Source organism: Corynebacterium sp. HMSC073D01 (genome assembly GCF_001815555.1).
Taxonomy (GTDB): Bacteria; Actinomycetota; Actinomycetes; order Mycobacteriales; family Mycobacteriaceae; genus Corynebacterium; species Corynebacterium glucuronolyticum.
In genome coordinates, this window is sequence record NZ_KV821038.1 from 93,668 (window position 1) to 120,439 (window position 26,772).

At 62.0% G+C, this 26,772-nt stretch carries 27 protein-coding genes; 15 read left to right on the forward strand and 12 right to left on the reverse strand.

Annotated elements, in window-relative coordinates:
• Positions 1–59 precede the first annotated feature (59 nt).
• On the reverse strand, positions 60–992 hold the full coding sequence (locus tag HMPREF3044_RS06175) for an AEC family transporter (protein ID WP_070740053.1): 933 nt from the start codon (positions 990–992) through the stop codon (positions 60–62).
• 102 nt (positions 993–1,094) lie between these two features.
• Here HMPREF3044_RS06175 and HMPREF3044_RS06180 point away from each other — a divergent pair, with 102 nt between their 5' ends.
• Genes HMPREF3044_RS06180 through HMPREF3044_RS06195 form a run of 4 tightly spaced genes read left to right on the forward strand, consistent with a single transcriptional unit; the run spans position 1,095 to position 6,041 of the window.
• A complete protein-coding gene (locus tag HMPREF3044_RS06180; RefSeq protein ID WP_070740187.1) occupies positions 1,095–2,612 on the forward strand; it encodes an ABC transporter substrate-binding protein in 1,518 nt (505 codons plus the stop codon).
• Complete coding sequence (locus HMPREF3044_RS06185) at positions 2,609–3,559, forward strand: ABC transporter permease (protein WP_005389248.1); 951 nt, start codon at positions 2,609–2,611, stop codon at positions 3,557–3,559. The genes HMPREF3044_RS06180 and HMPREF3044_RS06185 overlap by 4 nt, the downstream gene beginning before the upstream one ends.
• Complete coding sequence (locus HMPREF3044_RS06190) at positions 3,556–4,371, forward strand: ABC transporter permease (RefSeq protein ID WP_005395350.1); 816 nt, start codon at positions 3,556–3,558, stop codon at positions 4,369–4,371. Before HMPREF3044_RS06185 ends, HMPREF3044_RS06190 begins: the two co-directional genes overlap by 4 nt.
• Complete coding sequence (locus HMPREF3044_RS06195; RefSeq protein WP_070740055.1) at positions 4,368–6,041, forward strand: dipeptide ABC transporter ATP-binding protein; 1,674 nt, start codon at positions 4,368–4,370, stop codon at positions 6,039–6,041. Before HMPREF3044_RS06190 ends, HMPREF3044_RS06195 begins: the two co-directional genes overlap by 4 nt.
• 18 nt (positions 6,042–6,059) lie before the next feature.
• On the opposite strand, the gene HMPREF3044_RS06200 is transcribed toward HMPREF3044_RS06195, so the two are convergent.
• Together HMPREF3044_RS06200 and HMPREF3044_RS06205 are read right to left on the reverse strand one after the other, a co-directional pair.
• Positions 6,060–7,022 (reverse strand): ADP-ribosylglycohydrolase family protein, encoded by a 963-nt coding sequence (locus HMPREF3044_RS06200; protein ID WP_005389243.1) that lies wholly within the window; start codon positions 7,020–7,022, stop codon positions 6,060–6,062.
• 118 nt (positions 7,023–7,140) lie between these two features.
• The gene (locus tag HMPREF3044_RS06205; RefSeq protein WP_231286028.1) at positions 7,141–7,311 is read right to left on the reverse strand and encodes a hypothetical protein; all 171 of its coding nucleotides are present in this window, start codon (positions 7,309–7,311) and stop codon (positions 7,141–7,143) included.
• A gap of 413 nt (positions 7,312–7,724) precedes the next feature.
• Here HMPREF3044_RS06205 and HMPREF3044_RS06210 point away from each other — a divergent pair, with 413 nt between their 5' ends.
• The 6 genes from HMPREF3044_RS06210 (at position 7,725) to HMPREF3044_RS06235 (ending at position 15,535) form a co-directional block, all read left to right on the forward strand.
• The gene (locus HMPREF3044_RS06210) at positions 7,725–9,443 is read left to right on the forward strand and encodes a glycerol-3-phosphate dehydrogenase/oxidase (RefSeq protein WP_246820924.1); all 1,719 of its coding nucleotides are present in this window, start codon (positions 7,725–7,727) and stop codon (positions 9,441–9,443) included.
• Between the two features lie 111 nt (positions 9,444–9,554).
• Positions 9,555–10,268, forward strand: a complete 714-nt coding sequence (locus HMPREF3044_RS06215) for an MIP/aquaporin family protein (protein ID WP_070740062.1) — start codon at positions 9,555–9,557, stop codon at positions 10,266–10,268.
• Positions 10,269–10,341: 73 nt separating this feature from the next.
• Positions 10,342–11,853, forward strand: coding sequence for a glycerol kinase GlpK (glpK, locus tag HMPREF3044_RS06220; RefSeq protein ID WP_070740064.1), 1,512 nt, complete (start codon positions 10,342–10,344; stop codon positions 11,851–11,853).
• Between the two features lie 147 nt (positions 11,854–12,000).
• On the forward strand, positions 12,001–12,918 hold the full coding sequence (locus HMPREF3044_RS06225) for a ribokinase (RefSeq protein WP_201841245.1): 918 nt from the start codon (positions 12,001–12,003) through the stop codon (positions 12,916–12,918).
• A 119-nt stretch (positions 12,919–13,037) separates the two neighbouring features.
• A complete protein-coding gene (locus HMPREF3044_RS06230; RefSeq protein WP_005389237.1) occupies positions 13,038–13,550 on the forward strand; it encodes a ferritin in 513 nt (170 codons plus the stop codon).
• A gap of 119 nt (positions 13,551–13,669) precedes the next feature.
• A complete protein-coding gene (locus tag HMPREF3044_RS06235) occupies positions 13,670–15,535 on the forward strand; it encodes a BCCT family transporter (RefSeq protein ID WP_070740068.1) in 1,866 nt (621 codons plus the stop codon).
• A 17-nt stretch (positions 15,536–15,552) separates the two neighbouring features.
• Here the strand turns inward: HMPREF3044_RS06235 and HMPREF3044_RS06240 are convergent, their stop codons facing one another.
• Complete coding sequence (locus HMPREF3044_RS06240) at positions 15,553–16,890, reverse strand: YeeE/YedE thiosulfate transporter family protein (protein ID WP_070740072.1); 1,338 nt, start codon at positions 16,888–16,890, stop codon at positions 15,553–15,555.
• Between the two features lie 154 nt (positions 16,891–17,044).
• On the opposite strand from HMPREF3044_RS06240, the gene HMPREF3044_RS06245 reads away from it, so the two are divergent.
• The 3 genes from HMPREF3044_RS06245 to HMPREF3044_RS06255 are packed head-to-tail and all read left to right on the forward strand — an operon-like array spanning position 17,045 to position 18,644.
• Entirely contained in the window at positions 17,045–17,788 is a 744-nt protein-coding gene (locus HMPREF3044_RS06245; protein WP_231286026.1) for a CAP domain-containing protein, read from the forward strand.
• Between the two features lie 45 nt (positions 17,789–17,833).
• Positions 17,834–18,400, forward strand: a complete 567-nt coding sequence (locus HMPREF3044_RS06250) for a CAP domain-containing protein (protein WP_070740075.1) — start codon at positions 17,834–17,836, stop codon at positions 18,398–18,400.
• Between the two features lie 28 nt (positions 18,401–18,428).
• Entirely contained in the window at positions 18,429–18,644 is a 216-nt protein-coding gene (locus HMPREF3044_RS06255) for an Rv0909 family putative TA system antitoxin (protein ID WP_005389231.1), read from the forward strand.
• A 1-nt stretch (position 18,645) separates the two neighbouring features.
• Here the strand turns inward: HMPREF3044_RS06255 and HMPREF3044_RS13100 are convergent, their stop codons facing one another.
• Both HMPREF3044_RS13100 and lepA read right to left on the reverse strand, forming a co-directional pair.
• The gene (locus HMPREF3044_RS13100; protein WP_005395331.1) at positions 18,646–18,798 is read right to left on the reverse strand and encodes a hypothetical protein; all 153 of its coding nucleotides are present in this window, start codon (positions 18,796–18,798) and stop codon (positions 18,646–18,648) included.
• 7 nt (positions 18,799–18,805) lie between these two features.
• A complete protein-coding gene (gene lepA / locus HMPREF3044_RS06260) occupies positions 18,806–20,659 on the reverse strand; it encodes a translation elongation factor 4 (RefSeq protein WP_070740078.1) in 1,854 nt (617 codons plus the stop codon).
• Positions 20,660–20,744: 85 nt separating this feature from the next.
• Here lepA and HMPREF3044_RS06265 point away from each other — a divergent pair, with 85 nt between their 5' ends.
• Both HMPREF3044_RS06265 and rpsT read left to right on the forward strand, forming a co-directional pair.
• On the forward strand, positions 20,745–21,266 hold the full coding sequence (locus HMPREF3044_RS06265) for a type II toxin-antitoxin system PemK/MazF family toxin (RefSeq protein ID WP_232621997.1): 522 nt from the start codon (positions 20,745–20,747) through the stop codon (positions 21,264–21,266).
• Positions 21,267–21,396: 130 nt separating this feature from the next.
• Complete coding sequence (gene rpsT / locus HMPREF3044_RS06270) at positions 21,397–21,660, forward strand: 30S ribosomal protein S20 (RefSeq protein ID WP_005389224.1); 264 nt, start codon at positions 21,397–21,399, stop codon at positions 21,658–21,660.
• A 73-nt stretch (positions 21,661–21,733) separates the two neighbouring features.
• On the opposite strand, the gene holA is transcribed toward rpsT, so the two are convergent.
• From holA to rsfS, 6 genes are all read right to left on the reverse strand, one after another.
• A complete protein-coding gene (holA, locus tag HMPREF3044_RS06275; protein WP_070740081.1) occupies positions 21,734–22,642 on the reverse strand; it encodes a DNA polymerase III subunit delta in 909 nt (302 codons plus the stop codon).
• Between the two features lie 19 nt (positions 22,643–22,661).
• Complete coding sequence (locus HMPREF3044_RS06280) at positions 22,662–24,245, reverse strand: ComEC/Rec2 family competence protein (RefSeq protein ID WP_070740088.1); 1,584 nt, start codon at positions 24,243–24,245, stop codon at positions 22,662–22,664.
• Entirely contained in the window at positions 24,242–24,889 is a 648-nt protein-coding gene (locus tag HMPREF3044_RS06285; protein ID WP_070740091.1) for a ComEA family DNA-binding protein, read from the reverse strand. Before HMPREF3044_RS06285 ends, HMPREF3044_RS06280 begins: the two co-directional genes overlap by 4 nt.
• Positions 24,890–24,956: 67 nt before the next feature.
• Positions 24,957–25,742 carry a DegV family protein gene (locus HMPREF3044_RS06290; RefSeq protein WP_070740095.1) on the reverse strand — a complete coding sequence of 262 codons (786 nt, stop codon included), beginning with the start codon at positions 25,740–25,742 and terminating at the stop codon, positions 24,957–24,959.
• A complete protein-coding gene (locus HMPREF3044_RS06295; RefSeq protein WP_005389217.1) occupies positions 25,739–26,305 on the reverse strand; it encodes a histidine phosphatase family protein in 567 nt (188 codons plus the stop codon). The genes HMPREF3044_RS06290 and HMPREF3044_RS06295 overlap by 4 nt, the downstream gene beginning before the upstream one ends.
• Positions 26,302–26,763, reverse strand: coding sequence for a ribosome silencing factor (rsfS, locus tag HMPREF3044_RS06300; RefSeq protein WP_231286025.1), 462 nt, complete (start codon positions 26,761–26,763; stop codon positions 26,302–26,304). Before rsfS ends, HMPREF3044_RS06295 begins: the two co-directional genes overlap by 4 nt.
• Between the last annotated feature and the right edge of the window lie 9 nt (positions 26,764–26,772).

The window sequence follows — 26,772 nt, forward strand, 5'->3', positions numbered from 1 at the left end:
CCCTTCAATACATGTTCGGGGTGGGGGCACTCGACTTTTCAGAGCGGTGACTACTGCCCCTACCCCAGAACCAGCGCAATGACGAGCATGACAGGAAGCGCCGCCAACGTGGTGATGACGGACACATCCCGAGCAAGGTGCGGTGCGGTGTTGTACTGCGAGGAGTACACGAACACGTTTTGCGCGGTGGGCAGCGCCCCCATGAGCCCCGCCGCGATGACACCGGCGGGATCCAGCCCCACAAGCGTAGCAATCCCCACCCCCACTACCGGGTGCAGTATGGACTTGGCCACGCTGAGTCCCGCCGCCTCCCGCCGGGAGACCACCCCCTTTTCCAGGAACGTCGTGGAGGAGAGCGAAACACCGAAGAAGATGAGTGCGAGCCCCACAGCCGCATCGGATAACAGCTGCAGTGGATCAAAGATCACCGAGGGGATCGTCACGCCCGTGAGACTCACCGCGATGCCGATAGCCGCAGCGATGACGATGGGGTTCTTCAGTGGCGCCCACCGGTTGCGGCCGCAGGCGCGCGTGTCGCTGGCGTGCCTGCCCCGGGAAGCGTCGACAAGCAGCAGCGCAAAGGGAGCATACAGTGAGGTCTGAAACACGATGGTGAGGACGGCGGGGTGGGCGTCGGAAAGAATATAGACGGCAAACGGGATGCCGAGGTTCGCCGCATTGACGTAGGACGTGCTCATCCCCGCGAAGATCGCCCGGTCCCAGCGGGTCCGCCCGACGAGCCGGTAGCCCACCGCAACGAGGACAAACATCACCATTTCCGCAGCGACGATGACGAAGAACAGTGGGGAGAAGAGCTCCGCAGGGCGCGTCGTCGCCGTGTGCGTGATGATGAGCGCCGGGGTGGTCACGTAGAAGACGAGGGCGGAGAGAACCTTCTCCGCATGCGACCCAAGGACACCGGTCCGCGCGACAGCGAATCCGGCGACGATAATCAGCGCGACGACAGTAAAACCATGAATAACGTCTCCCACGATGGGCCATTATTGCACTCGTGCGCGAAGCGACAGGAGAAAACGGGGGGAAATATTCAAAAAAACGTGTTTTTAATTGCCGTTCGTTTTACCATGTTCCACATGTTTTCACTCCGGGCGACCGCGAGTGTCCTCACGGGCATCACGATCGCGACTGCGGCAACGGCGTGTAGCGCTGGCTACACGGCGACCCCCACAGCAACAAATCAGCAACAAGACTCCATCGTCGTCGGAACCTCCGGGCCACCTGCGAGCCTGGACTTCACCACCACCGGTGGCGCCGCCATCCCCTCGGCGCTCATGGGCAACGTGTACCAGACCCTCATCCAACTGGATGAAAAGGGCGACATCGTACCCGGCCTTGCCACTAGCTGGGAAATGTCCCCGGACGGCACCGTCTACACATTCCACCTCCGCGACGGCGTGACTTTCTCTACAGGGGAACCCTTCACCGCGGATACCGCAGCGTTTTCCATCACCAACGTGCAGGAAAACTGGACCAACGGAATGAAAAAGGGCATGGACGTGGTCGACCACGTCCGCGTTATTGATCCCCTCACCCTCGAAGTCACCCTGTCTCACCCGTCGAACCAGTGGCTGTGGTCCATGGGCACGCTCATCGGTGCCATGATGCACCCCGACCACGTGGACAAATTAGCAACCGAACCAGTGGGCACCGGCCCCTACACCATTGACAGCTTCGCCGTCGGCCAGTCCGTCGCGCTTAAAGAAAACCCGACCTACTGGGGCGAAAAACCCCACCACTCCCACGCGGTGATTCGCTACTTCGCGGATGCCACAAGTTCCACCAACGCCCTCCTCAGCGGCGACATCGATATTCTCTGGGCCGCGCAGCAACCCGAGCTCGTATCCGGGCTCGTATCCGGTGGCAAGTACAACGTGCAGGTGGGAACCACCAACGGGGAGGTGCTGCTATCGATGAACAACAAGCGCGCCCCGTTCGACGATGTCCGCGTCCGCCAAGCCGTCATGTACGCCATCGACCGCCAAGCGGTCATCGATACCGCATGGGCAGGCTACGGCACGGATACCGGCGGGCAACCAGTTCCCCCCACCGATCCGTGGTACACAGAGAAGAACTACTACCCCTACGATCCGGACAAGGCGCGGGAGCTCATCCGCGCAGCGGGTGCCGAGGGCGCAAAGGTGGAATTCGCTGTCCCCAGCTTCCCCTACGCCATGAGCGCCTCCGAGATCATTGTCAGCCAGCTGCGTGACATCGGACTCGATGCCTACATCGTGGGCACGGAGTTCCCCGCCGTGTGGTTGAACAAGGTCATGGGCCAGGCCGATTACCAGATGTCGCTCATCGCCCACGTGGAGGCCCGCGACATCCCCCACCTGTTTGGTAACCCCGACTACTACCTCGGCTACGACAGCGAAAAACTGCGCGAGCAACTTAGCCTCGCCGACACGGGAACCCCCGAGGAAAACGTGCAGTACATGCGCGATGCGGTGGACACCATCATGCAGGATGCGGCAGCAGATACCGTGTTCAACTTCCCCAATATCGTGGTCACCAAGCCGGGCGTGACGGGCTTTAACCCCAACGTCGTGACGGAGGGCCTGCCTCTGGCGGATATGGAGGCAGACAAGTGATTAGACAGCTCCTCCGCATCGGGGTCCGCTTCGTGGGCACGGTTTTTGCCTCCTCTATCCTCATCTTTTTGGCGCTCCGCGTCGTCCCCGGCGACCCCGCCGAGATTGCCCTCGGCGTGAACGCCACCCCCGAACTCCTCGCCAAAAAGCGCGCGGAACTCGGCACCGACCGGCCGCTTCTCACCCAGTACGTCGACTGGGTCTCCGGCCTGTTCACCGGTGATTTTGGAAAGTCCCTCACCAGTTCGCAGGACATCTCCCCGCTCATCGCCGACCGCCTGCAGGTTTCCCTCATCCTGGTCACCACGGCGCTCATCATTGCGGTAGCCATCGCCGTCCCGCTGGGGATGTGGGCCGCCCTGCGAGCCCGCAAGATCGACGGTGTGCTCATCACGGCTGCCAGCCAGGTAGGTATCGCCATCCCCTCCTTCCTCGCCGCGATCCTGTTGGTGACGGTGTTCTCCGTACAGCTGGGGTGGCTGCCGGCCAACGGCTGGATGCCACCGGGATGGAATTTCGGCGCATTCGTGTCCAGACTCATCCTCCCCGTCCTCGCCCTCGCTGCCGTGCAGGCCGCGATTATCACCCGCTACGTTCGCAACGCCGTCCTCGATATTCTTAACGACGACTTCCTGCGGACGGCGCGCGCCAAAGGCCAGACCCGCTGGCAGGCTCTGGTCAAGGACGGCCTGCGCAACGCCGCCCTTCCTGTCATTACCGTCACCGGCGTGCAGCTGGCCGGCCTCGTGGTCGGCGCGGTTGTCATCGAGCGCGTCTTCGCCATCCCCGGCCTCGGCGCATTCCTGTTGGATTCCGTGACCAACCGCGACCTCCCCGCCGTCCAGTCCGCTGTCCTTGTCCTCGTCGTGTTCACGCTGGCTATTAACACCATCGTGGACCTCTGCTACACCATCATTGACCCCCGCGTGAGGAGGGTCCGCGCATGAAAAAACTCCAGCTTTACCTCGGCTCCGGCCTCGTCATCATCGTCGTCGCCGTCGCCCTTATCTCACTGGTGTGGACGCCCTACGACCCGATCCAGGCGTTCCCCCACTCCGCCTTGGAGGGCCCCTCGTGGGAACACCTCATGGGAACCGACCGCTACGGGCGCGACATCCTGTCGCGCATCATGGCCGGAAGCCAGATCACCCTCTTTGTCGGCTTTGTCGCCGTCACCATCGGCATGCTCGTCGGGGTGCCGCTCGGCATCATTGCCGGGATGAACAGGGATAGCGTCATCGAGCAGCTGATCATCCGCGGCGCGGATATTCTGCTCGCCTTCCCCGCCCTGCTCATGGCGATTATCGCCGGTGCGATGGTGGGTGCGAGCACGGGCTCGGCTATGGTGGCCATTGGCATTGCTTCCATCCCCGCCTTCATTCGCGTCTCCCGCGCGGGCACGCTGCGTGTGGTGACGGCCCCGTATATGGAGGCCGCCACGCTCGCGGGCAAGGGGGGAGTATCCAAGGCTGTGCACCACGTGCTCCCGAACATCGCTGGCCTCGTCATCGTCCAGGCCTCCATCGTATTTGCGCTGGCGATCCTCGCCGAGGCGGCCCTCAGCTTCCTCGGGCTCGGCACTCCCCCGCCAGATCCATCGTGGGGACGCATGCTGCAGGGGGCGCAGTCCTTCCTGTCCACCCAGCCGCTTTTGGTGGTGTGGCCCGGCATGGCTATTGCCCTCACGGTTTTGGGCTTCAACCTGCTAGGTGATGCCCTCCGCGACATCCTTGATCCGACAACGGGAGCAAACCGATGAGTCTTCTTAACGTTTCCCACCTCACCGTCTCCACCGCCTCCGGCCGTGACCTGGTCAAGGAAATCACGTTCGCGCTGGATGTCGGCGAAAAGCTCGGCATCATCGGCGAGTCCGGTTCCGGCAAGACGCTCACGTCCTACGCCATCCTCGGCCTCCTCGCTGAAAATCTCCACGCCACCGGCTCCGCCACCTTTGCGGAGCGGGAGCTTATCGGCGCGCCGGAAAAGGAGGTTGCCCCTCTACGTGGTGACCGCATCTCGATCGTCTTCCAGGAGCCGTTGACCGCGCTGAACCCCCTGAAGCGCGTGGGCAAACAGGTAGACGAGGTGATGCTTCTGCACGGCACGGCGGACAAGGCCACTGCCGCCCAGCGCACCAAGGACCTGTTTGCGGAGTGCTCCCTGCCGGAACGCGCCTATGAGGCGTTCCCACATGAGCTTTCCGGTGGCCAGCGGCAGCGGGCGCTGATCGCCATGGCTGTGGCGAACAACCCGGATCTTCTCATTTGCGACGAGCCAACGACGGCCCTCGATGTTACTGTGCAGCAGCAGATCGTGGACCTTATCTCGCGGTTGACGGAACAGCGTGGCACGGCTGTGCTGTTCATTTCGCACGACATCGGCCTCGTTTCCCACGTGTGCGATTCCCTCATCGTGATGAAGGATGGGCATCTTGTGGAAAAGGGCGCTACGTCGACTCTCATCAGTTCTCCCGCGCACCCCTACACTGCCGGGCTCGTTGCGGCGACGGATCTCACCGCCCGCGACGAAAACGGCGAGTTCTACACGGTCTCCACGGCGGACACGTACGTCCCCGGTGTGAAGAAGGGCGTATCGGCAGCCCCGACGGAAACAGCAACGGCGGTTACAGAAACAGCAGAAACAGAATCAGCAGAAGCAGAAACAGCGGCGAGCACACACGGCCCTGCCCCGATTATCGTTGCTGAAAACGTGTCCAAGGTGTTCACCTCTAAGAAGCTCTTCCACCCGGCAGTAGAAAACACGGCATTGTCCGATGTTTCGCTCACTGTGACGCAGGGGATGCAGCTCGGCATCGTGGGCGAATCCGGCTCGGGCAAGTCGACGTTCCTGCGTCTCCTCTCCGGCCTCATTACGCCTACCAGTGGCACCATCACCCTGCACGGGAAACCGGTCGATCCGCGCACCGTGGGCAGGAGCGTGCAGATGGTATTCCAGGATCCACGTGGCTCGCTCGACCCCCGGATGACGGTGGGGCGTTCGATTGCAGAGCCGGGAGACGTGTCCCGCGCTCGTGTGGAGGAGGTGTTAGCGGAGGTGGGTCTCGATCCGTCGGCCGCCGACAAGTATCCGCACGAGTTTTCGGGTGGCCAGCGCCAGCGCATCTCTATCGCTCGCGCGCTGTCCGTGCATCCGGAGGTTTTGCTTGCCGACGAGGCGGTTTCTGCCCTCGACGTGTCCGTGCGCGCCCAGATCCTGAACCTGCTCCAGCGTCTGTCGCGGGAGTACGGCCTGACCACGGTGTTTGTCTCCCACGATCTGGGTGTCATTCACGAGATCTGCTCGGATGTGGCCGTCTTCCAGGGTGGCCGCATCGTGGAACGCGGTTCCTCCGATGCCGTGTACACGAACCCCCAGCACGCGTACACGCAGCAGCTCTTGGATTCCCGGCTGACGCTCACCACATCGTAGGGGCTACCGCCTGTCTAGCTACGGGGCCAACAGGCTCCGTGCGAGCTGGGAGACATCTGCGGGCCAGTATTCCTCCGGCCGTGGGCGCAGGGTACCGGGGTAGGCCTTGCAGGTGTCGATAGTTTCCCGCCACCGTGCGGGGATCGCCTCGGCACCGTAAAGGCCACCCAGCAGCGCGCCGCAGATGGCGGCGTTTGTGTCGGTATCGCCACCCTGCCTCACCGTTCGGACGAGGGACTCTTCAATGCTGTCGCCGTGCGCGAGCTCGTACACGGCGTTGGTGAACGCGATGGTGACCCAGCCCATCTGCTGGACGAAGTCCGTCGGCGGTGCCTGCAGCCCGCGCTCAACCAGGTCTTCTACTTCTGGGGAGCCATACTCGCGCGCGACGGATTGGAGGGTGTCCACCGCCGCATCGCGGGTGAGGCCCTCGCGCACGATCCGCGTGAGGGTGAGAACGTAGGTGGCGTTCACCGCCGTGCACAGCGGGTTGATGTGCGTAATTTTCGCGTCTTCCGTGGCGGCCTCGGCGATCGATCCGTCGGCATCTGCCGGGCGGCCCGCGCCGAAGACGGCGAGCGGTGAAATCCGCATGAGGGCGCCGTTGGCCTGCGAATCCGGGCTCATATAGCCACCGGTGAGTGCAGCCCGGCACGTCTGCCCCACGGAGAAGGGTTCCGAGCGCATCCAGCGTTCGTAGGCACCACGAATATCGTCGAGATCGAAAGAGCCGAGGGAGACGAGCGACCGCGCGAGTGCCAGCGCCATTTCCGAGTCGTCAGTTGGCTGGCCTGCGAGGAGACCGTGGGGCCCGCCGTCGACAAGCTCCCGAACCCCATCCGGATAGTCAGCCTCAATCTCGTGCGGGGACATCCACTCCACGAGTGAGCCGAGGGAGTCCCCGATGAATTGGCCGTACAGCACCCCCTGTGCACGGTCTAAAAGAGCGTCGTTAGCGTCATTCTTGTCGGCGGGAATCATGACTACTGTCCTCACTGCCGGGCCACACACGATCACCGGCGATCAATGGAAGTGGTTTCTTTCCCCCAATCTACCGTTTTGCCTGGAAAGTGCGGTAGCTTATCTGCTTCTGCAGGTGCTAGCTGGAATATGGTCCCCAATATTCCGACATGATGTCGATGACGTGCTCCTGGTCTACCGAGAATTGGGTGTCCAAGGCCTGCAGGATATTGTCGTCCCGATGTTGTGCTGCGGCCGCTGCAGCAACCTGGGGATCCACCGTGTGAACTGTGGGCACACGACGGGGCATGAAATACGCTTCCATTGTTATCTCCAAGTACTCGAAGGGGTGCGGACACCCACTGGCCGTAAACAACGTACGCGTTTCAGCCTACCCCACTGACCCGACTCGCACGACGGGACGACGAGAACCTCGCACCTGTGTCAACCCGCCACAGCCACATGCACCCCCTCACACCACATAGTGAGACACATCACGGCACCCGCCTCCTCTTCCCCGCACACACCCCACTTCCTTCACGTGCAGGAATAAACGTTGTCATGCAGGATCACGGGCACAAAACTAACGTTGGCCGTGCATCCACGTGTCCGCCCCCTAACCCCAAACAGGGGACGCTACACTTTCGTAACTTACGGTTTCGTAGGTAAAGTTTTAGTCATCACCAAGCCGTCAAACAAAACCACATGAAAGGGAGACTTATCATGGCTTTTCACCCCACCTCAACACTTTCCCCCGAGGTGCACAAGGAGTCCTGGGAAAAACTCGGCAATGAGCACTTCGACCTCGTCATCATTGGCGGTGGCTCCGTTGGTGCCGGCGCCGCACTCGACGCTGCAACGCGCGGTCTGAATGTCGCCGTGATCGAGGCTCGCGATTTCGCCGCCGGCACCAGCTCCAGGAGCTCCAAGATGTTCCACGGTGGCCTGCGCTACCTCGCCATGTTCGACTTCGCCCTCGTCGCCGAATCCCTGCACGAGCGCGAGCTGTCCATGTCCGCCCTCGCTCCCCACCTGGTCACCCCGCTGCGTTTCCTCTTCCCGCTGACCCACCCCGTGTGGGAACGCGTCATGATGTTCTGCGGCTTCGCCCTCTACGACCTCATGGGCGGCGCGAAGACCGTGCCATTCCAGAAGCACCTCTCCCGCAAGGGTGCCCTGCGCCTGGCTCCGGGTCTGAAGAAGGATGCCCTCGTCGGTGGCGTGCGCTACTTCGACACCCTTGTCGACGACGCCCGCCACACGATGACCGTCCTGCGCACCGCCGCCCACTACGGCGCGACGGTCCGCAACTCCACCCAGGTCACTGGCTTTGAGAAGGACGGCGACCGCGTCACCGGCGTCCACGTCCAGGATTCCGACACCGGCGACACGACGACCATCCACGCAGACGCCTTCATCAACGCCACCGGCGTGTGGACCAACGAGATCCAGGAGCTTGCCGACGTGGATGCCAAGTTCACCGTCCACGCATCCAAGGGTGTCCACATTGTGATCCCGAAGGACCGTTTTGAGGGAGACGCCGCCATTTGCTTCGTCACCGAGAAGTCCGTGCTCTTCGTGATCCCGTGGGGCAACTACTGGATCGTCGGCACCACGGACACCGACTGGGACATGGATCGCGCTGACCCGGCCCCGACGGCAACGGATATCAACTACATCCTCGACGAGCTCAACTCCCGCGTCTCTCGCCAGATCACCCACGACGATATTGTCGGCGTGTACTCCGGCCTGCGCCCGCTGCTCGCCGGCAAGTCCGACACCACGACGAACCTGTCCCGCAACCACGCGGTCGCCCGCGTTGCCCCGGGTCTCGTCTCCGTCGCTGGCGGTAAGTACACCACCTACCGCGTCATCGGCAAGGACGCCGTGGACAAGGCCGCCGAGGACATCAAGATCCGCGTCCCCGAGTCCGTCACGGATCACACGCCGATTCTCGGCGCCGACGGTTTCCAGGCCCTGAAGAACTCGCTGCCGGCCCTGGCCAAGCGCCTCGGTGTGTCCGAGAAGGTCGCCGACCACCTCATCCACCGCTATGGTTCGCTTGTCGACGATGTTGTGGCCGCCGACCCGGACGGCCTGAAGCCGATCCCCGGCGCGCCCGACTACCTCGAGGCAGAGGTGCGCTACGGCGTCACCCACGAGGGCGCACAGCACCTCGAGGACATCCTCGCCCGCCGCACGCGCATCACGATGGAGTACGACCACCGTGGCATCGACTCTGCGGAGGCCGTGGCTGACATCATCGCCCCACTACTTGGCTGGGATGACGAGACCAAGCGGGCCGAGATTGAGTCCTTCACCTCCCGCATGAAGGGTCAGCTCGCCGCCGAGAAGGAGCTTACCGATGCGGCTGCGAATGCCCGTTTGGAAGAAGTCTCCGATCCGCGCACTCACCTCGATGAGTCGCAGGACGAACAGTAAAACTACATAACGCCGAAGACCCCGCCATGTGCGGGGTTTTCACCTATTCAGAGCAAAACCCACATAAACACAGATAACTGGGCAATAACCCAACAACAAGAAAGTCCGATTATGGAATTAACCCCCCTATCTGCATTCGGTTGGGAGTTTTTTGGCACCGCCATGCTCCTCCTGTTTGGCAACGGTGTCTGTGCCGCTGTCAACCTTCGCACATCGGCCGCTAAAGGAACCGGCTGGCTCATGATCGCCTTCGGGTGGGGCCTCGGCGTGTTCATCGGTGCGTCGATCGCCGACCCCACGGGCGGCCACCTCAACCCGGCAGTGACGATCTGGGCAGCGATCGCCGGGAACCTGTCTTGGTCGCTGGCCCCCGCCTACATCGCCGGCCAGATGCTCGGCGCCATGGTCGGCGCCGGTGCCGCCTACCTCGCTTACAAGCAGCTGTTTGATCACCACGATGAGGCCATCCCCGGCGGGATCTTCTTCACCCGGCCCGCACATCCGCACAACGGCTGGAACTGCGTGACCGAGTTCATTGGCACCTTCGCGCTGTTGGCCTTCATCGCCTTCGGCCCGTCCGGCGGAGAGCTCGGCCCGCTGAGCTACTTCGGTGTCGCCTTCATCATCGTCGCCATCGGCCTCTCGGTTGGTACGCCCACCGGGTACGCCATTAACCCGGTCCGCGATCTCGGCCCGCGCCTCATGTATGCCTTCGTTCTACCCTTTAAGAACAAGGAATCCGCGTCATGGAATTACGCCTGGGTTCCGATCATCGGACCGCTGCTGGCGGCTGTTGCCGTCGGTCTACTGTCACTCGCCGTCTAACCAGCACTCCCGCACTCCCGAACTACAGATATTTCAATATCTCTCACCCACATAAAAGAAAGGTTTTACCGCTATGGGACGCAAGAAGTTCATCGCCGCACTCGATGCCGGCACCACCTCCACCCGCTGCATCCTGTTCGACCACGAAGGCACCGTCTGTTCCACCGGCCAGTATGAGCATGATCAGATCATGCCCGAGGCTGGATGGGTGGAGCACGACCCGATGAAGCTGTGGCAAAACGCCCGCCGCGCTATGGGGCGCGCCCTCACCGATATCGATGCCGATACCTCCGATGTGGTCGCACTGGGCATTACCAACCAGCGCGAGACCACCGTTGTCTGGGATAAGAACACGGGCGAGCCCGTGTACAACGCTATCGTCTGGCAGGACACTCGCACCTCGGCGATCTGCAAGGAGCTCGCCGGCGATGAGGGGATTGACCGGTGGCGCAAGAAGACGGGTCTCCGCATTACTTCCTACCCCGCTGGTCCGAAGATCACGTGGATCCTGGACAACGTCGAGGGTGCCCGCGAGCGCGCAGAAAAGGGCGATCTCATCTTCGGTACAGTCGATTCCTGGCTCATCTGGAACCTCACCGGCGGCGCCGAGGGCAACGCCGAGCATGTCACGGACGTGACCAACGCGTCCCGCACCCTGCTCATGGATCTCGAAACCCTGCAGTGGGATGAGGAGCTCTGCGCCGCCATGGATATCCCTATGTCCATGCTGCCGGAGATCCGCCCCTCGGTGGGCGATTTTGGGCGCACCCGTGATGTGGGTCCGCTCGCCGATGTTCCGATCCGTGGTGTCCTCGGTGACCAGCAGGCCGCAACCTTCGGCCAGGCGTGCTTCCAGCCCGGCGACACCAAGAACACGTACGGCACGGGCCTGTTCATGCTACAGAACACGGGCAATAAGGCGACGTGGTCCGACAACGGCCTCATCACCACCGTCTGTTACCAGATCGAAAACCAAAAGCCCGTGTACGCCCTCGAGGGTTCCGTGGCCATCGGAGGTTCCCTCGTCCAGTGGCTGCGCGATCAGCTGGCAATAACTCCGAACGCCGCAGCGATCGAGTCGATGGCCCGCGAGGTTGACGATAACGGCGGTGTCTACATCGTCCCCGCGTTCTCCGGACTGTTCGCACCCCGCTGGCGCGACGACGCGCGCGGTGCCATCGTCGGACTCACCCGCTTCTCCAACCGCAACCACTTCGCCCGCGCCGTGCTCGAGGCGACGGCCTACCAGACACGCGAGGTCCTCGACGCGATGGTCGCCGATTCCGGCGTCGAGATCACCCGCCTGAAGGTCGACGGCGGCATGGTCAAGAACGAGCTGCTCATGCAGTTCCAGGCCGATATCCTTGGCACCGAGGTCGTTCGCCCGAAGGTGACGGAGACGACCGCCCTCGGCGCCGCCTACGCCGCCGGCCTGGCCATTGGTTTCTGGGATTCCCTCGAGCAGTTGAAGACGCAGGTGGACATCGACAAGGTGTGGGAGCCGCAGATGGAAAAGGAGAAAGTGGACAAGCTCTACCACGACTGGAACCGCGCTGTGGAGCGCACCTACGGCTGGGTGGAGTAACTGAGCTCCCCCGGCTAAACCCCAGATGCATTACCCCGGACGGTGCCCCGGACACTGTGATGTGCGATCGGTTCCCTGAAGCCGTGAGCAGGTCCCCGTGCCCGGGGTCTTCTGTTTCCTCAGACACCAGGCGGTATGGTGTTGCCTATGAATCCGCGTCTGACAGTCATCGGTTCTATTAACGCCGACCTCACCGTACATGCCACCCGCCACCCGGCTCCTGGACAAACTGTCCTCGGCACAGGCGGCGATATTTCTGCCGGCGGCAAGGGGGCCAACCAGGCCGTGGCCGCTTCTTTGCAGGGGGCGAACGTGCGCATGGTGGGTGCCGTGGGCAAGGATCCGTATGCGGAATCCGCCCTCACGAATCTGAAATCCTCCGATGTCTCCCTCGCCGACGTTGAATTCCTCGAGGGGCACACCGGCCTCGCCCTCATTACCGTCTCCGAGTCCGGGGAGAATACCATCGTCGTCGTGCCCGGGGCGAACTCCGCTATGGACGCGGAGCGCGTCGAAGCCCACGCCGAGACAATCGCGGAAAGCGACATGATCTTGTTGCAGGGCGAGATCCCGGCCAGTGGTTTTTCGGCCGCCATTGCCCACGCCACCGGCCGTGTCGTCATCAACTTGGCCCCCGTCATTGAGGTCAACCGCGAGGATCTCCTCCGCGCCAACCCCCTCATCGCCAACGAGCACGAGGCCGGGGAAATCCTCACTCTCCTTGGCCTCCCCTCCCAGGCCACCCCCGAGGAGCAAGCCACCACCCTGCGCGCCGCCGGTTTCGCCTCCGTCATCATTACCCTCGGTGCCCACGGGTCTATTGTCAGCGACGCGTCTGAAACGACGCACATTCCGGCCGTCGCCGTCGAACCGGTGGAGACCACCGGCGCGGGAGACGCGTACGTGGGCACGGTCGCCGCGAAGCTGCTGGCCGGTGAGGGCCTTGTCGACGCTGCCCGCCACGCCACCCGTGTCGCCGCCTTCGCCGTCACCCACCGTGGCGCGCAGGCAAGCTACCCCGACATGGCCGACACCCTTCCCGGCGAGGTACCCCCGCGGGGCTAACACAAACTTAGGCTACCCTTCATTTTACTGTTTACCTTTTCCATTCTTATGTAAAATTGCTCTTGTCTCACAGACGGGCACGACACCTCCGTTCGTGCCCCTGCACGTCAAGTAAAGGAATGTCTATGACTATCGATAACAAGCTCCTCACTGCAATCAACGAGCAGGTCAACGCTGAGTTCCAGGCTGCCCTCATCTACCAGCAGCTGTCGTACGAGATGGACGCTCTCTCCCTCCCGGGCCTCTGCGACTGGTTTGCTTCCCATGCCGTTGAGGAGCAGAGCCACGCAGCAAAGTTTGCGCAGCACCTCCTGGACCGCAGCGAGAAGGTTGCCCTCCACACCATCGAGGTTCCCTCGCTGACTATTAACAGCGCGCTGGATGCTTTCAAGGCAGCCTACGACCACGAGAAGAAGGTCTCGGCGATGATCCGCGACCTCGCACTCATCGCTGACGAGGTGAAGGATCTTGATTCCCGCTCCCTCATTAACTTCTTCCTCGACGAGCAGATCGAGGAGGAGGCAACCGTCTCCGAGATCGTCGACCAGCTCGAACTCGTCGGTTCCGACGGCTCCGGCATCCTCCGCATCGATGCCCGCCTCGGTGGGGAATCCACCAGCGAAGAGGCCTAACTTCGCTTGCTAGTGGCAAAAAGGGAACGCGCTTCGCGTTCCCTTTTTCTCTTTCTCCGCGCGCACGCTTGCTACACTGGCGAAACAACTATTTTCTACTTTTGTAAGTGAGCGCGTCTATGCCCACCTCCTCCGGTCGCTCGGAAAATCCCGACCGTAAAGACTTCTCCCAATACCCCCACGGCCTCCACCCCGCCCTCGTACCGGGGATCAGCGTCGACGATCAGCGCAACGCCTTCGGCGTGGACAAGGTTGTCGCCGGTGTCACCGGCATCCTGATCATTGCCTTCATCATCTGGGGTGTCCTCAGCCCCGCCTCCGTTGCCAGCGTGGCGGCGACGGCGTTCGGCTGGGCGATGCGCAATGTAGGCTGGCTCCTCAACGCCGTCTGCGGCCTCGGCATAGTGCTCATGGCCTACCTCGCGTGTTCCCGCTACGGCAAGATCAAGCTCGGCCGCGACGACGAGGAGCCGGAGTTTTCACGTTTTTCCTGGGTGGCGATGATGTTCGGCGCCGGCATCGGCGTAGGAATTTTCTTCTTCGGCCCCTCCGAGCCACTATCCCACTACATCACCCCTCCCCCGGAAACGGTCTCCCCGGAAACGCCGGCTGCCCTGCACATGGCGATGGCACAGTCCCACTTTCACTGGGGTCTCGCCCCGTGGGCGCTCTACGCCTTCGTCGGCGCGGCGATGGCCTACTCCTGTTTCCGGCGCGGTCGCGTCTCTTTGATCTCGTCCACATTCCACTCGCTCTTTGGCGAGTCCCCCGCCGGCAGCATCGCCGGGCGGGTGGTCGATATCTTTGCCATCTGGGCAACGCTCTTCGGAACTGCCGCCTCCCTCGGGATCTCCGCCATCCAGCTCGGCGAAGGCTACACGATCATCTCCGGCGCAGGCGAGGTAACAAACACGATCCTCATCGCGATCCTCACCGTGTTGACGGTGTGCTTCATCATTTCGGCGGTTTCCGGCGTGTCCAAGGGCATCCGCTATCTGTCCAACGCGAACATTACCCTCACTCTCGGACTCATCGTCTTCGTGTTCCTCACCGGCCCCACGTTGTTCCTCCTCAACCTCATCCCCTCCGGCACGCTCATGTATGTGGATGAGCTGCTCCCGATGCTCAGCAGGTCGCTGTCCTGGGGCGAGGACACGCTACAATTCCAGGCCTCCTGGACCGCCTTCTACTGGGCGTGGTGGATCGCCTGGACGCCGTTTGTGGGAATGTTCGTCGCCCGCATCTCCCGCGGTCGCACCATCCGTGAGTTCACTATCGTCGCCACGCTCGTGCCCACGGCGATTCTCATCTTCGCTTTCACGGTCTTCGGTGGCACCTCCATCAGTTTCCGCCGCGAGGGAAATTCGCTTTTCGACGGCTCCCACTCCGGCGAGCAGGTTTTGTTCGCCCTCTTTGGGGAGCTCCCCCTCCACCAGATCACGCCGTTCATTCTCATGGTCGTGCTGGCGATCTTCTTCATCACCTCGGCGGACAGCGCCTCGGTGGTGATGGGGACGATGAGCACCAAGGGCAACCCCGCACCGCCGAAACCAATCGTCGTTTTCTGGGGCCTGTGCATGATGGGAATCGCCGTGGTCATGCTCCTCGCCGGAGGCGAGGAGGCGCTCAGCGGACTGCAGTCCCTCATCATCCTCATGGCCCTCCCGTTCTCTGCGATCCTCATTGTCATGATGGTCGCCTTCCTCATGGATCTCCGTAAGGATCCCGCTGCCATCCGCTCCGACTACGCAAAAACGGCGGTGGCTAACGCCGTCCGCCGTGGTGTTGAGGAGCATGGAGATGATTTTGAGTTGTCTATTCAGTCAGCCCGCGACGGACGCGGCGCCGGGGCCGATTTCGACTCCGCCGCTTCCAGCGTCACGGACTGGTACCAGCGGACGAACGAGGCAGGCGAACCCGTCGACTACGACTTCTCCACCGACACGTGGGCCGACGGGTACGAGGACTCCTCATCCGACGAGTAGCGCCCGCCGCTGAGCTGCTACTTCCTCACCGTGATTTGCCAGCCGGCGTCGCCGACCTCGTGGAAGTCAGTGACCTCATAACCCTCGTCGGCCGCCCACCGCGGGATGGATTCCGTAGCCTGCGTGCAATCGAAATCGATGCGGAGGCACTCTCCGGGCTCCAGTTCATTCATCGCCTGTTTCGCGTCGATAAGCGGGAAGGGGCAGACCGAGCCGAGCGTATCCAGAGCGAAGACCGCAGGTGCTACCTCCCTCAGTTCCGTCGCCGTGGCGACGGCCACAGCCGAACCGCCGAGGACAGGAGCGTTGAGATTGAAGGTACCTACGTGCTCGCCCTCAGACGTGGCAGGCACTGCCGGAGCAGCTGACTTCGTCGGCTTGAGCCAGATCTTTGCCGCCGTGAATACACCCGTGGCGATGGCCAGCAGCGCGACCCATCCCTGGTAGGTGAACAAGCTGGTCTGCACCATGCCGTTGCCCACCGTGCAGCCACCGGCCCACGCGGCACCAATACCCATGAGCGCGCCACCGACAATGGACTTCACCGTCTGCGTGGCATCCGGGACCCGCACCCGGAACTCACCGGTCGCCTTCGCTGCAATGAAGGAACCGACAAGAATCCCCAGCACGAGCATGACTCCCCAGTCCACACGGCCACTATCTCCGGTGACAATGAACTTGGTCAGGTTCGCCGTGGGGCTCGTAATGCCAAGACCATCATTGCGGCCGGCAGCGGCGGAAAGCGGCCAGGCAATAACGCCGAGGATGCCCACGAGCACGCCTGCAGTGTACAGGTGAAGCGGCTTCTTCCAGCCCCGCTGCAGGGAGACGGGTGTGGACTCGTTCTGCAGAAAGTACACGGCTAGTCCTGCGGTCAACGCGGCAAACGGGATTGCGAGCCACCACACGGACAGGCCCAGCGAACCGTGGATCGTGGTGAGGTTCACAGTCTTGTCGCGCAACCACGAATTAAGACCGCCGAGGGCACCGGCCTTCATCGCGGCGGCTGACAGCCCGTAGAACAGGAGCGCGAACCAGCTACCAACCAAGCCCTCACCGGAGCGGTACCACGTACCCGAGGCACAGCCACCGGCAAGGACAATGCCAATCCCGAAGACAAAGCCGCCGATAACCACGGCGTAGGGCGCGAAGGGGTCGTATTCCGGCTGAATAACGCCGGCTGCGGTTAACCCCGCGATACCCACAGCGTGGATGGCGATCACGATGAGTAGTGCCGTGAACGGGCGCCACGTGTGTGCGAGGGAAATATCGCGCAGCATGCCTGTGACGCAGAATCTGCCCCGTTGCATGACAATGCCCAGCACAATGCCGAGCGCTATTCCGGTGATAATCACTGTGTCCTCAATTCCAAAATGAACCGTATTGTCTATTTTTTCTGAACCGCCGGGTTCATTTGTAGCATAAAATTTACCCCACGCCAATACCCCGCCTCGCGCACACACCCTTTACAATTGGCAGTCAGATATGTCCTCGGAGAAAGGCCCGCACGTGAACAACCGCCGCATCGCCCGCGCTGTCGCCCTGACCACTGTCACCGCATGCACCCTCACCGCCACCGTTGCCCCAGCAGCGCCGGCGAGTGCCACCCAGATCGGGATCCCCGGACTCCCTCCCATCGAGCTACCCAATCTCCCGGCACCGCAGGTCAACACGAACTTTGACCCCAACATCGCTGCACAGGTCGCCGTTGCCATTGCCTCCATCTCATCCGGGCTCATGGCACTGATCGCATTTGCTGACCAGTGGGAGGGCCGCCCCGAGCCCACAAGCGAGTACCTGTCCTCCCTCATGTCCTCGGATATCTCCTTCCAATCCAAGAACGAGCAGCAGCTCTTCCTGCTCATCAACAAAGAGCGAGAGGCCAGGGGATTAAAACCGCTGACATGGGACAACAAACAACTCCACGCCGCCCGGGATTCGGCCGTCTACCAGGCCAAGCAGAAGCGCCTGATCCGCGCCAGCGACCTTGCCTCGACGGAAATCGAAATCTCCAGCACCTCTGACTCGCTGTGGGCTCCCACGTCCTACCGCGAGTGGAGCGACAACACGCCGAGCAAGAAGATGATCTTCGAACCCACACTGCAGTCCGGAGCCATCGCCTTCTATAAGCACAACGACGAGGGAAAGTGGTACGTTGTTTTCCGCGCATCCACCGAACCTGCGGAGAAGCCGGCCATCATCACTGTCGATCCATTGACCGAGGAAGAAATCTCCGCTGCAGCGAGCTCCTAGCTCCACTAGGCTAGCGGAGTGTACACCCGATCCCTACCGAGGAACATGATGAAACGACACCCCCTAGCCATCGCCTGCGCCACTGCTCTCGCCGCGACCCTCACCGTCGCACCGGCAGCGAGCGCTGCCACCATTGCTATCCCCCAACCATTGGTCGATCTCGCCCTCCGCATTCCCGGGTCCTCAGATCTCCTGTTCCAGATCACCAACGGTTCCGTTCAGCTCCTCAACGCCCCCGGCGCGCCCGCCCCGGCGCTGACCAACCAGCAGCTTTCTGATGCTCAGCGCTCGATCTTTGACAAGCTAAACGCGGAGCGCACCAGCCACGGCCTTGCCCCCGTCGCATGGAACGAGGGGCTTGCCAACGATGCTCGCGCACACTCCCAGTGGATGGCCTCCCACAACGCGTTCCGGCACGCCGTGATGCGACCGGGCGAATCAGAGAACATCTTCTGGACATCCGCCAACAACCCCGGCGGTGCCGCCGAGAGTTGGAAGAACTCCCCCGGTCACTATGCCAACATGATGCACCCAAGCGCACGGGAGGTCGGAATCGGATTTGCCCCCGACGGAAACGGCGGGTGGTACGCTACAGAGAAGTTCTGGAACTAAAAAGAAACGTTAAAGAAAGGTATTCCCCATGGGCATTTTCAACAAGGACGATCTCATCGAAAAGGCCTCCGACGCTGGCCTGGACAAGCTGGAGCAAATCGCCACCGAGAAGCTCGGTGCGGACAAGGCCGATCAGATCCGCCAGGCCCGCGATGCCGCTGACGAGCGCATCGGCAACCGTGGTGCAGACCGTGAGCAACAGCAGCCCGCCCCCGAGGCACCTGCAGAGGGCGAGCAGCAGTAATCTATTTCACCGGATCGGGTAGGCCGATTCCAGGTGTGGTGGTCTCCGTTGTGGGGGCCACCTTTTCTGTTGATAGGGGCTCTGTCGGAGGGTAGTCGCTCGTGCCCGTGCTGCAGCCTGCGACGGTGAGGCCCGTGGCGATGGCCACGGCCACTACTGCTCTACTTCTCATCTTCGTCCGTGGACAGAGCTGCAACGAAGGCCTCCTGTGGCACAGATACGGAGCCGATAGACTTCATCCTCTTCTTACCGGCCTTCTGCTTTTCCAGGAGCTTCCTCTTGCGGGAGACGTCGCCGCCGTAGCACTTACTGAGCACGTCCTTCCGCAGCGCGCGGATGTTCTCACGGGCAATGATCTTGGAGCCGATTGCCGCCTGCACGGGCACCTCAAACTGCTGGCGGGGAATGAGCTTGCGCAGCTTCACCGTCATCTTGTTGCCGTACCACTGCGCGTTATCCCGGTGGACGATCGCGCTGAACGCGTCGACGGCCTTACCCTGCAGCAGGATGTCCACCTTCACGAGGTCAGCCTGCTGTTCCCCTGCCTCCTCGTAGTTCAGCGAGGCATAGCCACGCGTACGCGATTTCAGGGAATCGAAGAAGTCAAAGATGATCTCGCCGAGTGGCATGGTGTAGTCCAGCTCAACGCGGTCTTCGGACAGGTAATTCATGGACTTCATCTGACCGCGCTTGGATTGACATAGCTCCATGACGGGGCCCACAAATTCACTGGGAACGATGATGGTGGAATCCACGATCGGCTCCCACACCTCACGGTTCTTGCCCTCGGGCCAGTCTGACGGGTTGTGGACGATCTTTTCACTGCCGTCCTCCGTCACCACGCGGTAGTTCACACTCGGGGCGGTCGAGATGAGTTCGAGTCCAGCCTCTCGCTCCAGGCGGGTACGGGTGATCTCCATGTGCAGGAGCCCCAGGAATCCGCAGCGGAAGCCGAACCCCAGAGCCACGGAGGTCTCCGGCTCGTAGGTCAGGGCTGCGTCGTTGAGCTGCAGCTTCTCCAGCGCGTCACGAAGGTCGGGGTATTCCGCCTGGGAAATCGGGAAAAGCCCCGAGTACACCATCGGCTTGGGGTCTTCGTAGCCCTTGAGTGGTTCCTCTGCACCACCGACTGTCCACGTGACGGTATCGCCCACTTTGGACTGGCGAACATCCTTCACGCCGGTGATGAGATAGCCCACCTCGCCGGGGCCAAGCCCCTTGCAGGGCTTCGGTGTCGGCGAGACAATGCCGATTTCCAACAATTCGTGGGTTGCACCGGTGGACATCATCTTCAGTTTCTGGCGCGGTTCCAACTTGCCATCTATCACACGGACATAGGTGACCACACCACGGTAGGTGTCATAGACAGAGTCAAAAATAAGCGCTCGTGCAGGGGCATCGGCTCCGTGCTCGCTCGTCGGAGCGGGCACAAGGTCACACACGCGGTCAAGGAGTTCCTCAACACCCTCACCCGTCTTGCCCGATACCCGCAGCACGTCCTCTGAGTCACCACCGATGATCTGGGCGATTTCCTCCGCGTACTTGTCCGGGTCGGCGGCGGGGAGGTCAATCTTGTTCAAGACCGGGATGATCTCAAGATCATTTTCCATGGCCATGTAGAGATTGGCGAGCGTCTGCGCCTCGATGCCCTGGGCAGCGTCGACAAGCAAAATTGCCCCCTCGCACGCCTCGAGCGCGCGGGACACCTCGTAGGAGAAGTCGACGTGGCCGGGCGTATCGATGAGGTGCATGACGATGTTCTCGCCCTCGTGCTCACCGCTGCGGGGCACCCACGGCAGGCGAACGTTCTGCGCTTTAATGGTGATCCCGCGCTCGCGCTCGATGTCCATGTTGTCCAGGTACTGGTCGCGCATATCTCGCTGCTCCACCACTCCGGTGAGCTGCAAAATGCGATCCGCAAGGGTGGATTTCCCGTGGTCGATATGCGCAATGATGCAGAAGTTTCTGATGTTTTTCGGGTTCGAAAAAGTTCCCTCTGCGAAATTCTGCGCCACGAAAATCCCCTTACTATTACTGGATACTCTTCAAGCAGGTAACTTTACCTTCTCTTTCACTGCCTAGCCAACTACAGTATTTACTGTGCAGTGGCTCAAACGGCTCTTCTCTCATTTCCGGCCGCAGGATGACTCCGACCTCAGTCGCACTATGTCACGGCTCAATTCGCGGCTCGGGCTTGACGAAGACATCCCCCGCCCCGTTGCACCTCAGTACTTCGAGCAGCTAGTCGTCCCGACGAGAGATCTCGCCCGGGGAGTCGTCTACGCACCCGACATGGACGGCCAAGCCGAGCCCGGAGAGATCGTCTGGATCCAGGTACGGACCAATCGCGATGTGCAGGAGCGCACCGTCATCGTCGTCGGCCACGAAGGCAACGATCTCCTCGGCTTAGTCATCAGCTGTGACCCGGGGCACCAGAATGACCCCCGCTGGCTGGAGATCGGCTCGGGCCCGTGGGATGAATCGGGGAAGCCGGCGTGGGTACGACTCGACCGCATGGTGCGCGTTCCGGAAAGCACGATCACCCGCAAGGGAGCGTTCATTAACCGCGCCCGCTTCGAACGGGTTTCCCATCGCCTGCGCTCGAAGTACGGCTGGTCCTAACACCGTCCGTCGAGGTCCATTGAGCTTGCTCGACGGACGGAAGTAGAGTATTCTTCTTCCTCGGCTCCAATCATCGCAGGCAGGACCTTGGGTCTGCGTAGGGGAACACGATAGAAAGAGGAAAACTTCCATGGCTAACATTAAGCAGCAGAAGAAGCGCGTTAAGACCAACGAGAAGCGTCGCGTGCGCAACATGGCCGTCCGTTCCGCCGTCAAGACCGAGATTCGCAAGTTCCGCGAGCTCGTCGCCGCTGGCGAGAAGGACAAGGCTGAGGAGCAGCTCCGTGTCGCTTCCCGCAAGCTGGACAAGGCTGTGACCAAGGGTGTGTACCACCGCAACAGCGCAGCTAACAAGAAGTCCCGCATGGCGAAGGCTTTTAACAAGATGGCGTAATAGTCCATCAGTACGGACGCCCTTCACGGTGAATGACCGTGAAGGGCGTTTTCGTATGTCGGGATCTCTACCCCTACTGCAGCGCCAGCTCAGACAAACGCCGGACCGCGAATTCCACGGAGTATTCGGGGTTTCCCCACCCTTTTGTCGCCTCTTCAAGCTCCGCCAGGATGACGACAGCGCGGGAAATGGAATCCTCCGACCACCGGCGCGCAACCTTTGCCAGCTTATCCGCCTTCCACGGTGGCATCCCCGGCACCTGAGCTCCTGCTCCGCGCATGGAGTAGAGACACGCGATAGCCGTGATATTGGAGGCAATGGCGCTGGTCAGGCGCACGGGTGGCTCCCCGAGCTGCAGTGCCCGCCGGGTGGATGCAACTGCCTTAGCAGTCTGCCCGCTGACGATGAGGTCCGCGATTTCGAACCCCGATACTTCGGCGACTCCCTGATACATGGTGCGGACGCTGTCCACCGTCACCGTGCCGTTGTTATCGGACACGAGCTGCGCGATGGCCGCTGCGAGTTCCCTCAGATCGCTGCCCACTCCCTCGAGGACCGCCTGCGCGACATCAGGGGTCACGCGCGCATTGTGGCTGCGGAATTCATCCATCACCCACCGCATCCGGTCGCGCGGCTTAACGGGCTTGACCTCATTGACCGTCGCCGTCTTTTTCAACTGGGTCAACAGCTTCTTCTGCTTGCCCCCGCCGGAGTGCATGAGAATGACAGTGATTTCGTCCACGGGGTCCGCAGCGACGCTGATGAACGCCTCCATGACCTCTTTTCGGGCGAGTTCACCGTGGGTGAAGACGATGACACGGGCCTCCCGCATGAGAGTGGGGGTGACGAGGCCGTAGACCATTGAGCCGGTGAGCTCCGCGCAGTGGTGTGACTCCACGGTCGGATTTCCCTCGGTCCTCTGGATGATAATGTCTCGGACGCGTTCTACGAGGAAGTCATCCTCCCCCACGATTACATGCATAGCCACGCCACTATCCTAGCTAGAACGCTCCGCTTTCGGCGTGCTGGGTTCTATCGGCGTAGATGGTGACCCGGCCGTCCCGTTCCGGATAGATCACCGGCTGTCCCCAGCGCGTGACAGTCGCTCGCTCATGTGGCCGGCCGGGACTCGAGTCAACGATGACCTGTGCGTCGATGTAATCCTTCCCATCGTAGTCGTTCACGCCCACGACCGCATCGAACGTCGCCTGTGGTGGCCCGGCGCGCCACGGAAGATGTCCGCCCCCGATCACGACGAGAGCCACCACTGTGGCGACGAGCCGCGGGTGCCCATCCAGGATGAGGTACACGATCCACCCTGCGACGACGACCGCCCAGGCGGCAGAGATCCCCACCGTCGCGTGGGGGAGATTGTTCGCCCATGTGGCCACCGCGTGAATCCACCAAGTACCGGGCTCCGCTAGCCGGATAAAGACTCCTTCGCCCCCGCCGGGGAGAAGCATCGCCACGGCGCCACACAGCCCCAGCACCGTCACCGGCGCGACCGCTATGCCCGCAAGCAGGTTCGCTACAACACTGACGAGGGAGACTCTGCCGGACATGAGTGCGATGATCGGCATGGTGACGACGTCTGCCGCGATCGCTACCGCCAGGGCACGGGCAAGCAGGTCCGGAAGGAATCCCAGGGCCTGCGCAATGAGAGGACTGACGACAACGATGCCCGCTGTCGCCGCGACGGACAGGGCGAAGCCGTAATTCACCGCGAGGTTGGAGTCCCACACGACAAGCCCGATGACGGCGAGACACAGGGCGTGGACGGGTTCGGAGCGTCGGGAAGCAACGACAGCGGTGAGCCCCACCACACCCGTGACCGCTGCGCGAAGAACCGACGGCTCCGGTCCTACCAAGAACACGTAACCAAGTAGCACAGCTGCAGCGCCCGCCGTCCGTATGTAGGGGCCTGCCCACCCCAATGTAAGCACGGCGACAGTGGTGACGATTGCGATGTTCGAACCGCTCACCGCACTGAGATGGCTCAACCCCGTGGAAATATATACGGACTGTTCATCTGGTGTTTGCAGGCTCGTGTCCCCGAGCACCATGCCGGGGATTAGACCACGCGTGTCGCTCCCCGCGATGCGTGCTACCGCCGCAGCGAAATCGGCGCGCATACCCTGCGCCCACCCGCCACCGCGCAACACCTCAATGTTCCTCCCGATCCCCAGCACCCCCTCCACGCTCGGCCGATCACTGGGCATGGTGTGGATATTCGCCGTAATCACCGAACCGGCCTCGACCTTTTCTTTCACGAGAACGGGGAGTCCTCCCGTATCCAGGAGGTACCCGCCGGAGCTGGTCTGGCGCACCCCGTGCACGCGAAGGGTGACCCGGCCAGCAAGATCTGCAAGGCAACGGCTGCGAACGATCCTGAGCCAACAGGTGACAAGGCCCGCGCAGCTGACCCCGGCGACGAACAGCGCCTGCCCCCACTGCCGTAGCAAGACGCACGCCAGCACTGCCACGCCGATGACCACTATACCCAGGGCGGAATCCCGGCTGAGAATGGTCGCGAGAACGACAGCCCACACAGTGAGCGCAGCCGGAACGAGCCGCAGTTCCGTCACAGCGTGACCTTATCCTTCAGCTTGTCAAAGGTCGCCGGCCCAATACCCTTTACGTCCTGCAGCTGCTCCAGCGAGGAAAATCCACCGTTTTGCTCCCGGTAGGCGATGATCGCCGCAGCCGTCTTCTCCCCCACTCCATCGAGCTCCTGCAGCTGCGCCGCAGTGGCGGAGTTCAGGGAGACACCACCTGCACCCCCACCGGGTTCCGCCGCGCCGACCGCGCCGACCGCACCCTGTACGGGGACAGTGATCTGCGTGCCGTCGACAAGCTTCTGCGCCTGGTTAACGGCCACCAGGTTCGCCTCGGGCTGTGGTCCCGCCTGCGCGAGCGCGTCCGCGACGCGAGCCCCCTCGGGGAGCGTGATGAGGCCGGGACGGTCGACGGCGCCGACGACGCTGACCACAACCTCCGATGGCGGTGCCGATGTTTCCACCGCCGGGATCGGCGTGAACTCGTCGGCCTCCTCTGCCCCACCATGGAGGAAAAAGAAACAGAGCCCGACGACGATGACTGCGACGGCGGCCACTGCTTGTTTTGGGTCGATGCTGACGCGCGGAAACGCGACGTTGAGATGTGTTTCGGTACCGGTGGGCTGGCTGAGCTCACCGATGCGATCTGCGATTTTTCTGCGATTAGTGCTCATGCGCCCGAGGCTAAGAGGCAAACCTCACGGACGCGAGCGCGTGAACACTGTCTTGTGGATAACGTCCCTATTTTGGTAGTTCTGGCAGGTCACATGTATTCACAAGGGTCGCTCCGACGGCGCCGGGACCAACGTGGATAGCGATTGCCGGGGAGATATCCACAACGAGGACATTCGACCCTTCCGCTAACACTGAGCGCAGGTGCTGCTCGAGTCGACGGGCCGTTTCGCGTGCCTCATACTGTTGAATGGCCACAAACACGCGCTCCCCACGCGCGTGTTCCTCCACCAGCTCCACCATTTTGGCCAGCGCCTTCGATGGGGTACGTCCCTTCGCAGCAACGTCGAGACCGTTTTCGCCCACGTGCAGGATCGGTCTCGCTGCCAACGTCGCCGCAACATATGCCCCCGTGGTCAAGCGCCCCGACTTCCGCAGCGCATCGAGCTTATGTACGTAGAACCACGTATCGCTGCGCCGCAAAATATCCACTGCAACGGCGTAGCATTCCTCCACATCGGCCCCCATCTGGGCACTCTTAGCCGCGGCCATCGCCGCCGCGCCAAGGTCCATCCCCACCGTGTCAGTATCGATCACACGGACATTATCAAAAACGGCTGCCGCCGCCACTGCATTAGACCATGTACTCGACAACTCTTTACCAATGTGTAGCGCCACGAGCCCATCGTCGCCGCCGCGCTCGAGCTGGCGGGCGTACGTAGCGGCCAGCTCCAGCGCGCTGAGTCCCGCTGTCGTATCCCCCATCGCATGTAGCTCTACCACCTCGATGTGTAGCTCTTCAGCTACCCACGCTGGCAGGTTTGAGGAAGAATCTGTGACAACACGAACAGTCATGGGTGCATATTCCATTCAACAAGTGACCACCAGCCGGTGGAATCCAGTGTCGCCCACGCGGTATTGGTCATGACGTTAAGGAGGGATTCGTCGATCCCCAGGCAGCTGGTGACAAGGATCCGGCTCGAATTACCGTGAGTGACCGCCAGAATTGTGCCTTTTTTGCCGGACATCTCCTGCGCAAAGTCGGACATCCGCTCCGCCACCTGCAGTCGCGATTCGCCACCGTCGGGGGCCCAACTCGGATCAGTTGACTCTGCGAGACGCTCCCCCTCCGGCAGGTCACCGTAGGTTTTACCCTGCCATGCGCCGAGGTTGGTCTCACGCAACCGAACGTCCGCATGTACAGGTAGCCCCACATGCTTGCCGACGATCTGCGCCGTACTCCACGCGCGCCCCAGGTCAGAAGCGTAAATTTCTGTGATACCTCGATTGGCTAGCACCGCTGCCGACGCATATGCCCCGGTGAGCCCTTTCTGCGTCAACGGCGAATCGAGGTGACCCTGGACGCGCCTTTCGAGATTCCACTCTGTTTCTCCGTGCCGGAGAAGAATGAGTCTCACAGTTCGTCGCGATCCGGCTCCGGGGCTGCGAGCGGGATCTCATCGATGGAATCCACGCTGCGGACATCGACCTCGTCTTCCCATTTCACGGGGCGTTCGTAGGGCTCAATACCCTCGATGGGGACAATCGGGCAATCGGCGTACAGCTTGTCCAGGCCGTAGAACTCCCGCTCCTCATCACGCATGACGTGCACGACGATATCCGTGTAGTCCAGCAAGGACCAGCGAGATTCGCGCACACCTTCGCGCTTGGCCGGCTTGTATCCGGCTTCCTTCATCTGGAACTCGATCTCATCGACGATTGCCTGCACCTGGCGTTCCGTTTCCGCCGAGGCAATGACAAAGAGGTCGGTGATGGTCAGAGGCTGGGTAACGTCGAGGACAGCAATGTTGGTTGCGAGCTTTTCGTCGGCAGCACGAGCCGCGACGGTCGCCATTCTTACTGAGCTTTCATTCATGGGGCATAT

Coding starts and splice junctions, on each gene's coding strand:
- HMPREF3044_RS06180 (WP_070740187.1), top strand. CDS start 1,095: ATGTTTTCACTCCGGGCGACCGCGAGTGTCCTCACGGGCATCACGATC.
- HMPREF3044_RS06190 (WP_005395350.1), top strand. CDS start 3,556: ATGAAAAAACTCCAGCTTTACCTCGGCTCCGGCCTCGTCATCATCGTC.
- HMPREF3044_RS06195 (WP_070740055.1), top strand. CDS start 4,368: ATGAGTCTTCTTAACGTTTCCCACCTCACCGTCTCCACCGCCTCCGGC.
- HMPREF3044_RS06200 (WP_005389243.1), bottom strand. CDS start 7,022: ATGATTCCCGCCGACAAGAATGACGCTAACGACGCTCTTTTAGACCGT.
- HMPREF3044_RS06205 (WP_231286028.1), bottom strand. CDS start 7,311: ATGCCCCGTCGTGTGCCCACAGTTCACACGGTGGATCCCCAGGTTGCT.
- HMPREF3044_RS06210 (WP_246820924.1), top strand. CDS start 7,725: ATGGCTTTTCACCCCACCTCAACACTTTCCCCCGAGGTGCACAAGGAG.
- HMPREF3044_RS06215 (WP_070740062.1), top strand. CDS start 9,555: ATGGAATTAACCCCCCTATCTGCATTCGGTTGGGAGTTTTTTGGCACC.
- glpK (WP_070740064.1), top strand. CDS start 10,342: ATGGGACGCAAGAAGTTCATCGCCGCACTCGATGCCGGCACCACCTCC.
- HMPREF3044_RS06225 (WP_201841245.1), top strand. CDS start 12,001: ATGAATCCGCGTCTGACAGTCATCGGTTCTATTAACGCCGACCTCACC.
- HMPREF3044_RS06230 (WP_005389237.1), top strand. CDS start 13,038: ATGTCTATGACTATCGATAACAAGCTCCTCACTGCAATCAACGAGCAG.
- HMPREF3044_RS06235 (WP_070740068.1), top strand. CDS start 13,670: ATGCCCACCTCCTCCGGTCGCTCGGAAAATCCCGACCGTAAAGACTTC.
- HMPREF3044_RS06250 (WP_070740075.1), top strand. CDS start 17,834: ATGATGAAACGACACCCCCTAGCCATCGCCTGCGCCACTGCTCTCGCC.
- HMPREF3044_RS06255 (WP_005389231.1), top strand. CDS start 18,429: ATGGGCATTTTCAACAAGGACGATCTCATCGAAAAGGCCTCCGACGCT.
- rpsT (WP_005389224.1), top strand. CDS start 21,397: ATGGCTAACATTAAGCAGCAGAAGAAGCGCGTTAAGACCAACGAGAAG.
- holA (WP_070740081.1), bottom strand. CDS start 22,642: ATGCATGTAATCGTGGGGGAGGATGACTTCCTCGTAGAACGCGTCCGA.
- HMPREF3044_RS06285 (WP_070740091.1), bottom strand. CDS start 24,889: ATGAGCACTAATCGCAGAAAAATCGCAGATCGCATCGGTGAGCTCAGC.
- HMPREF3044_RS06290 (WP_070740095.1), bottom strand. CDS start 25,742: ATGACTGTTCGTGTTGTCACAGATTCTTCCTCAAACCTGCCAGCGTGG.
- rsfS (WP_231286025.1), bottom strand. CDS start 26,763: ATGAATGAAAGCTCAGTAAGAATGGCGACCGTCGCGGCTCGTGCTGCC.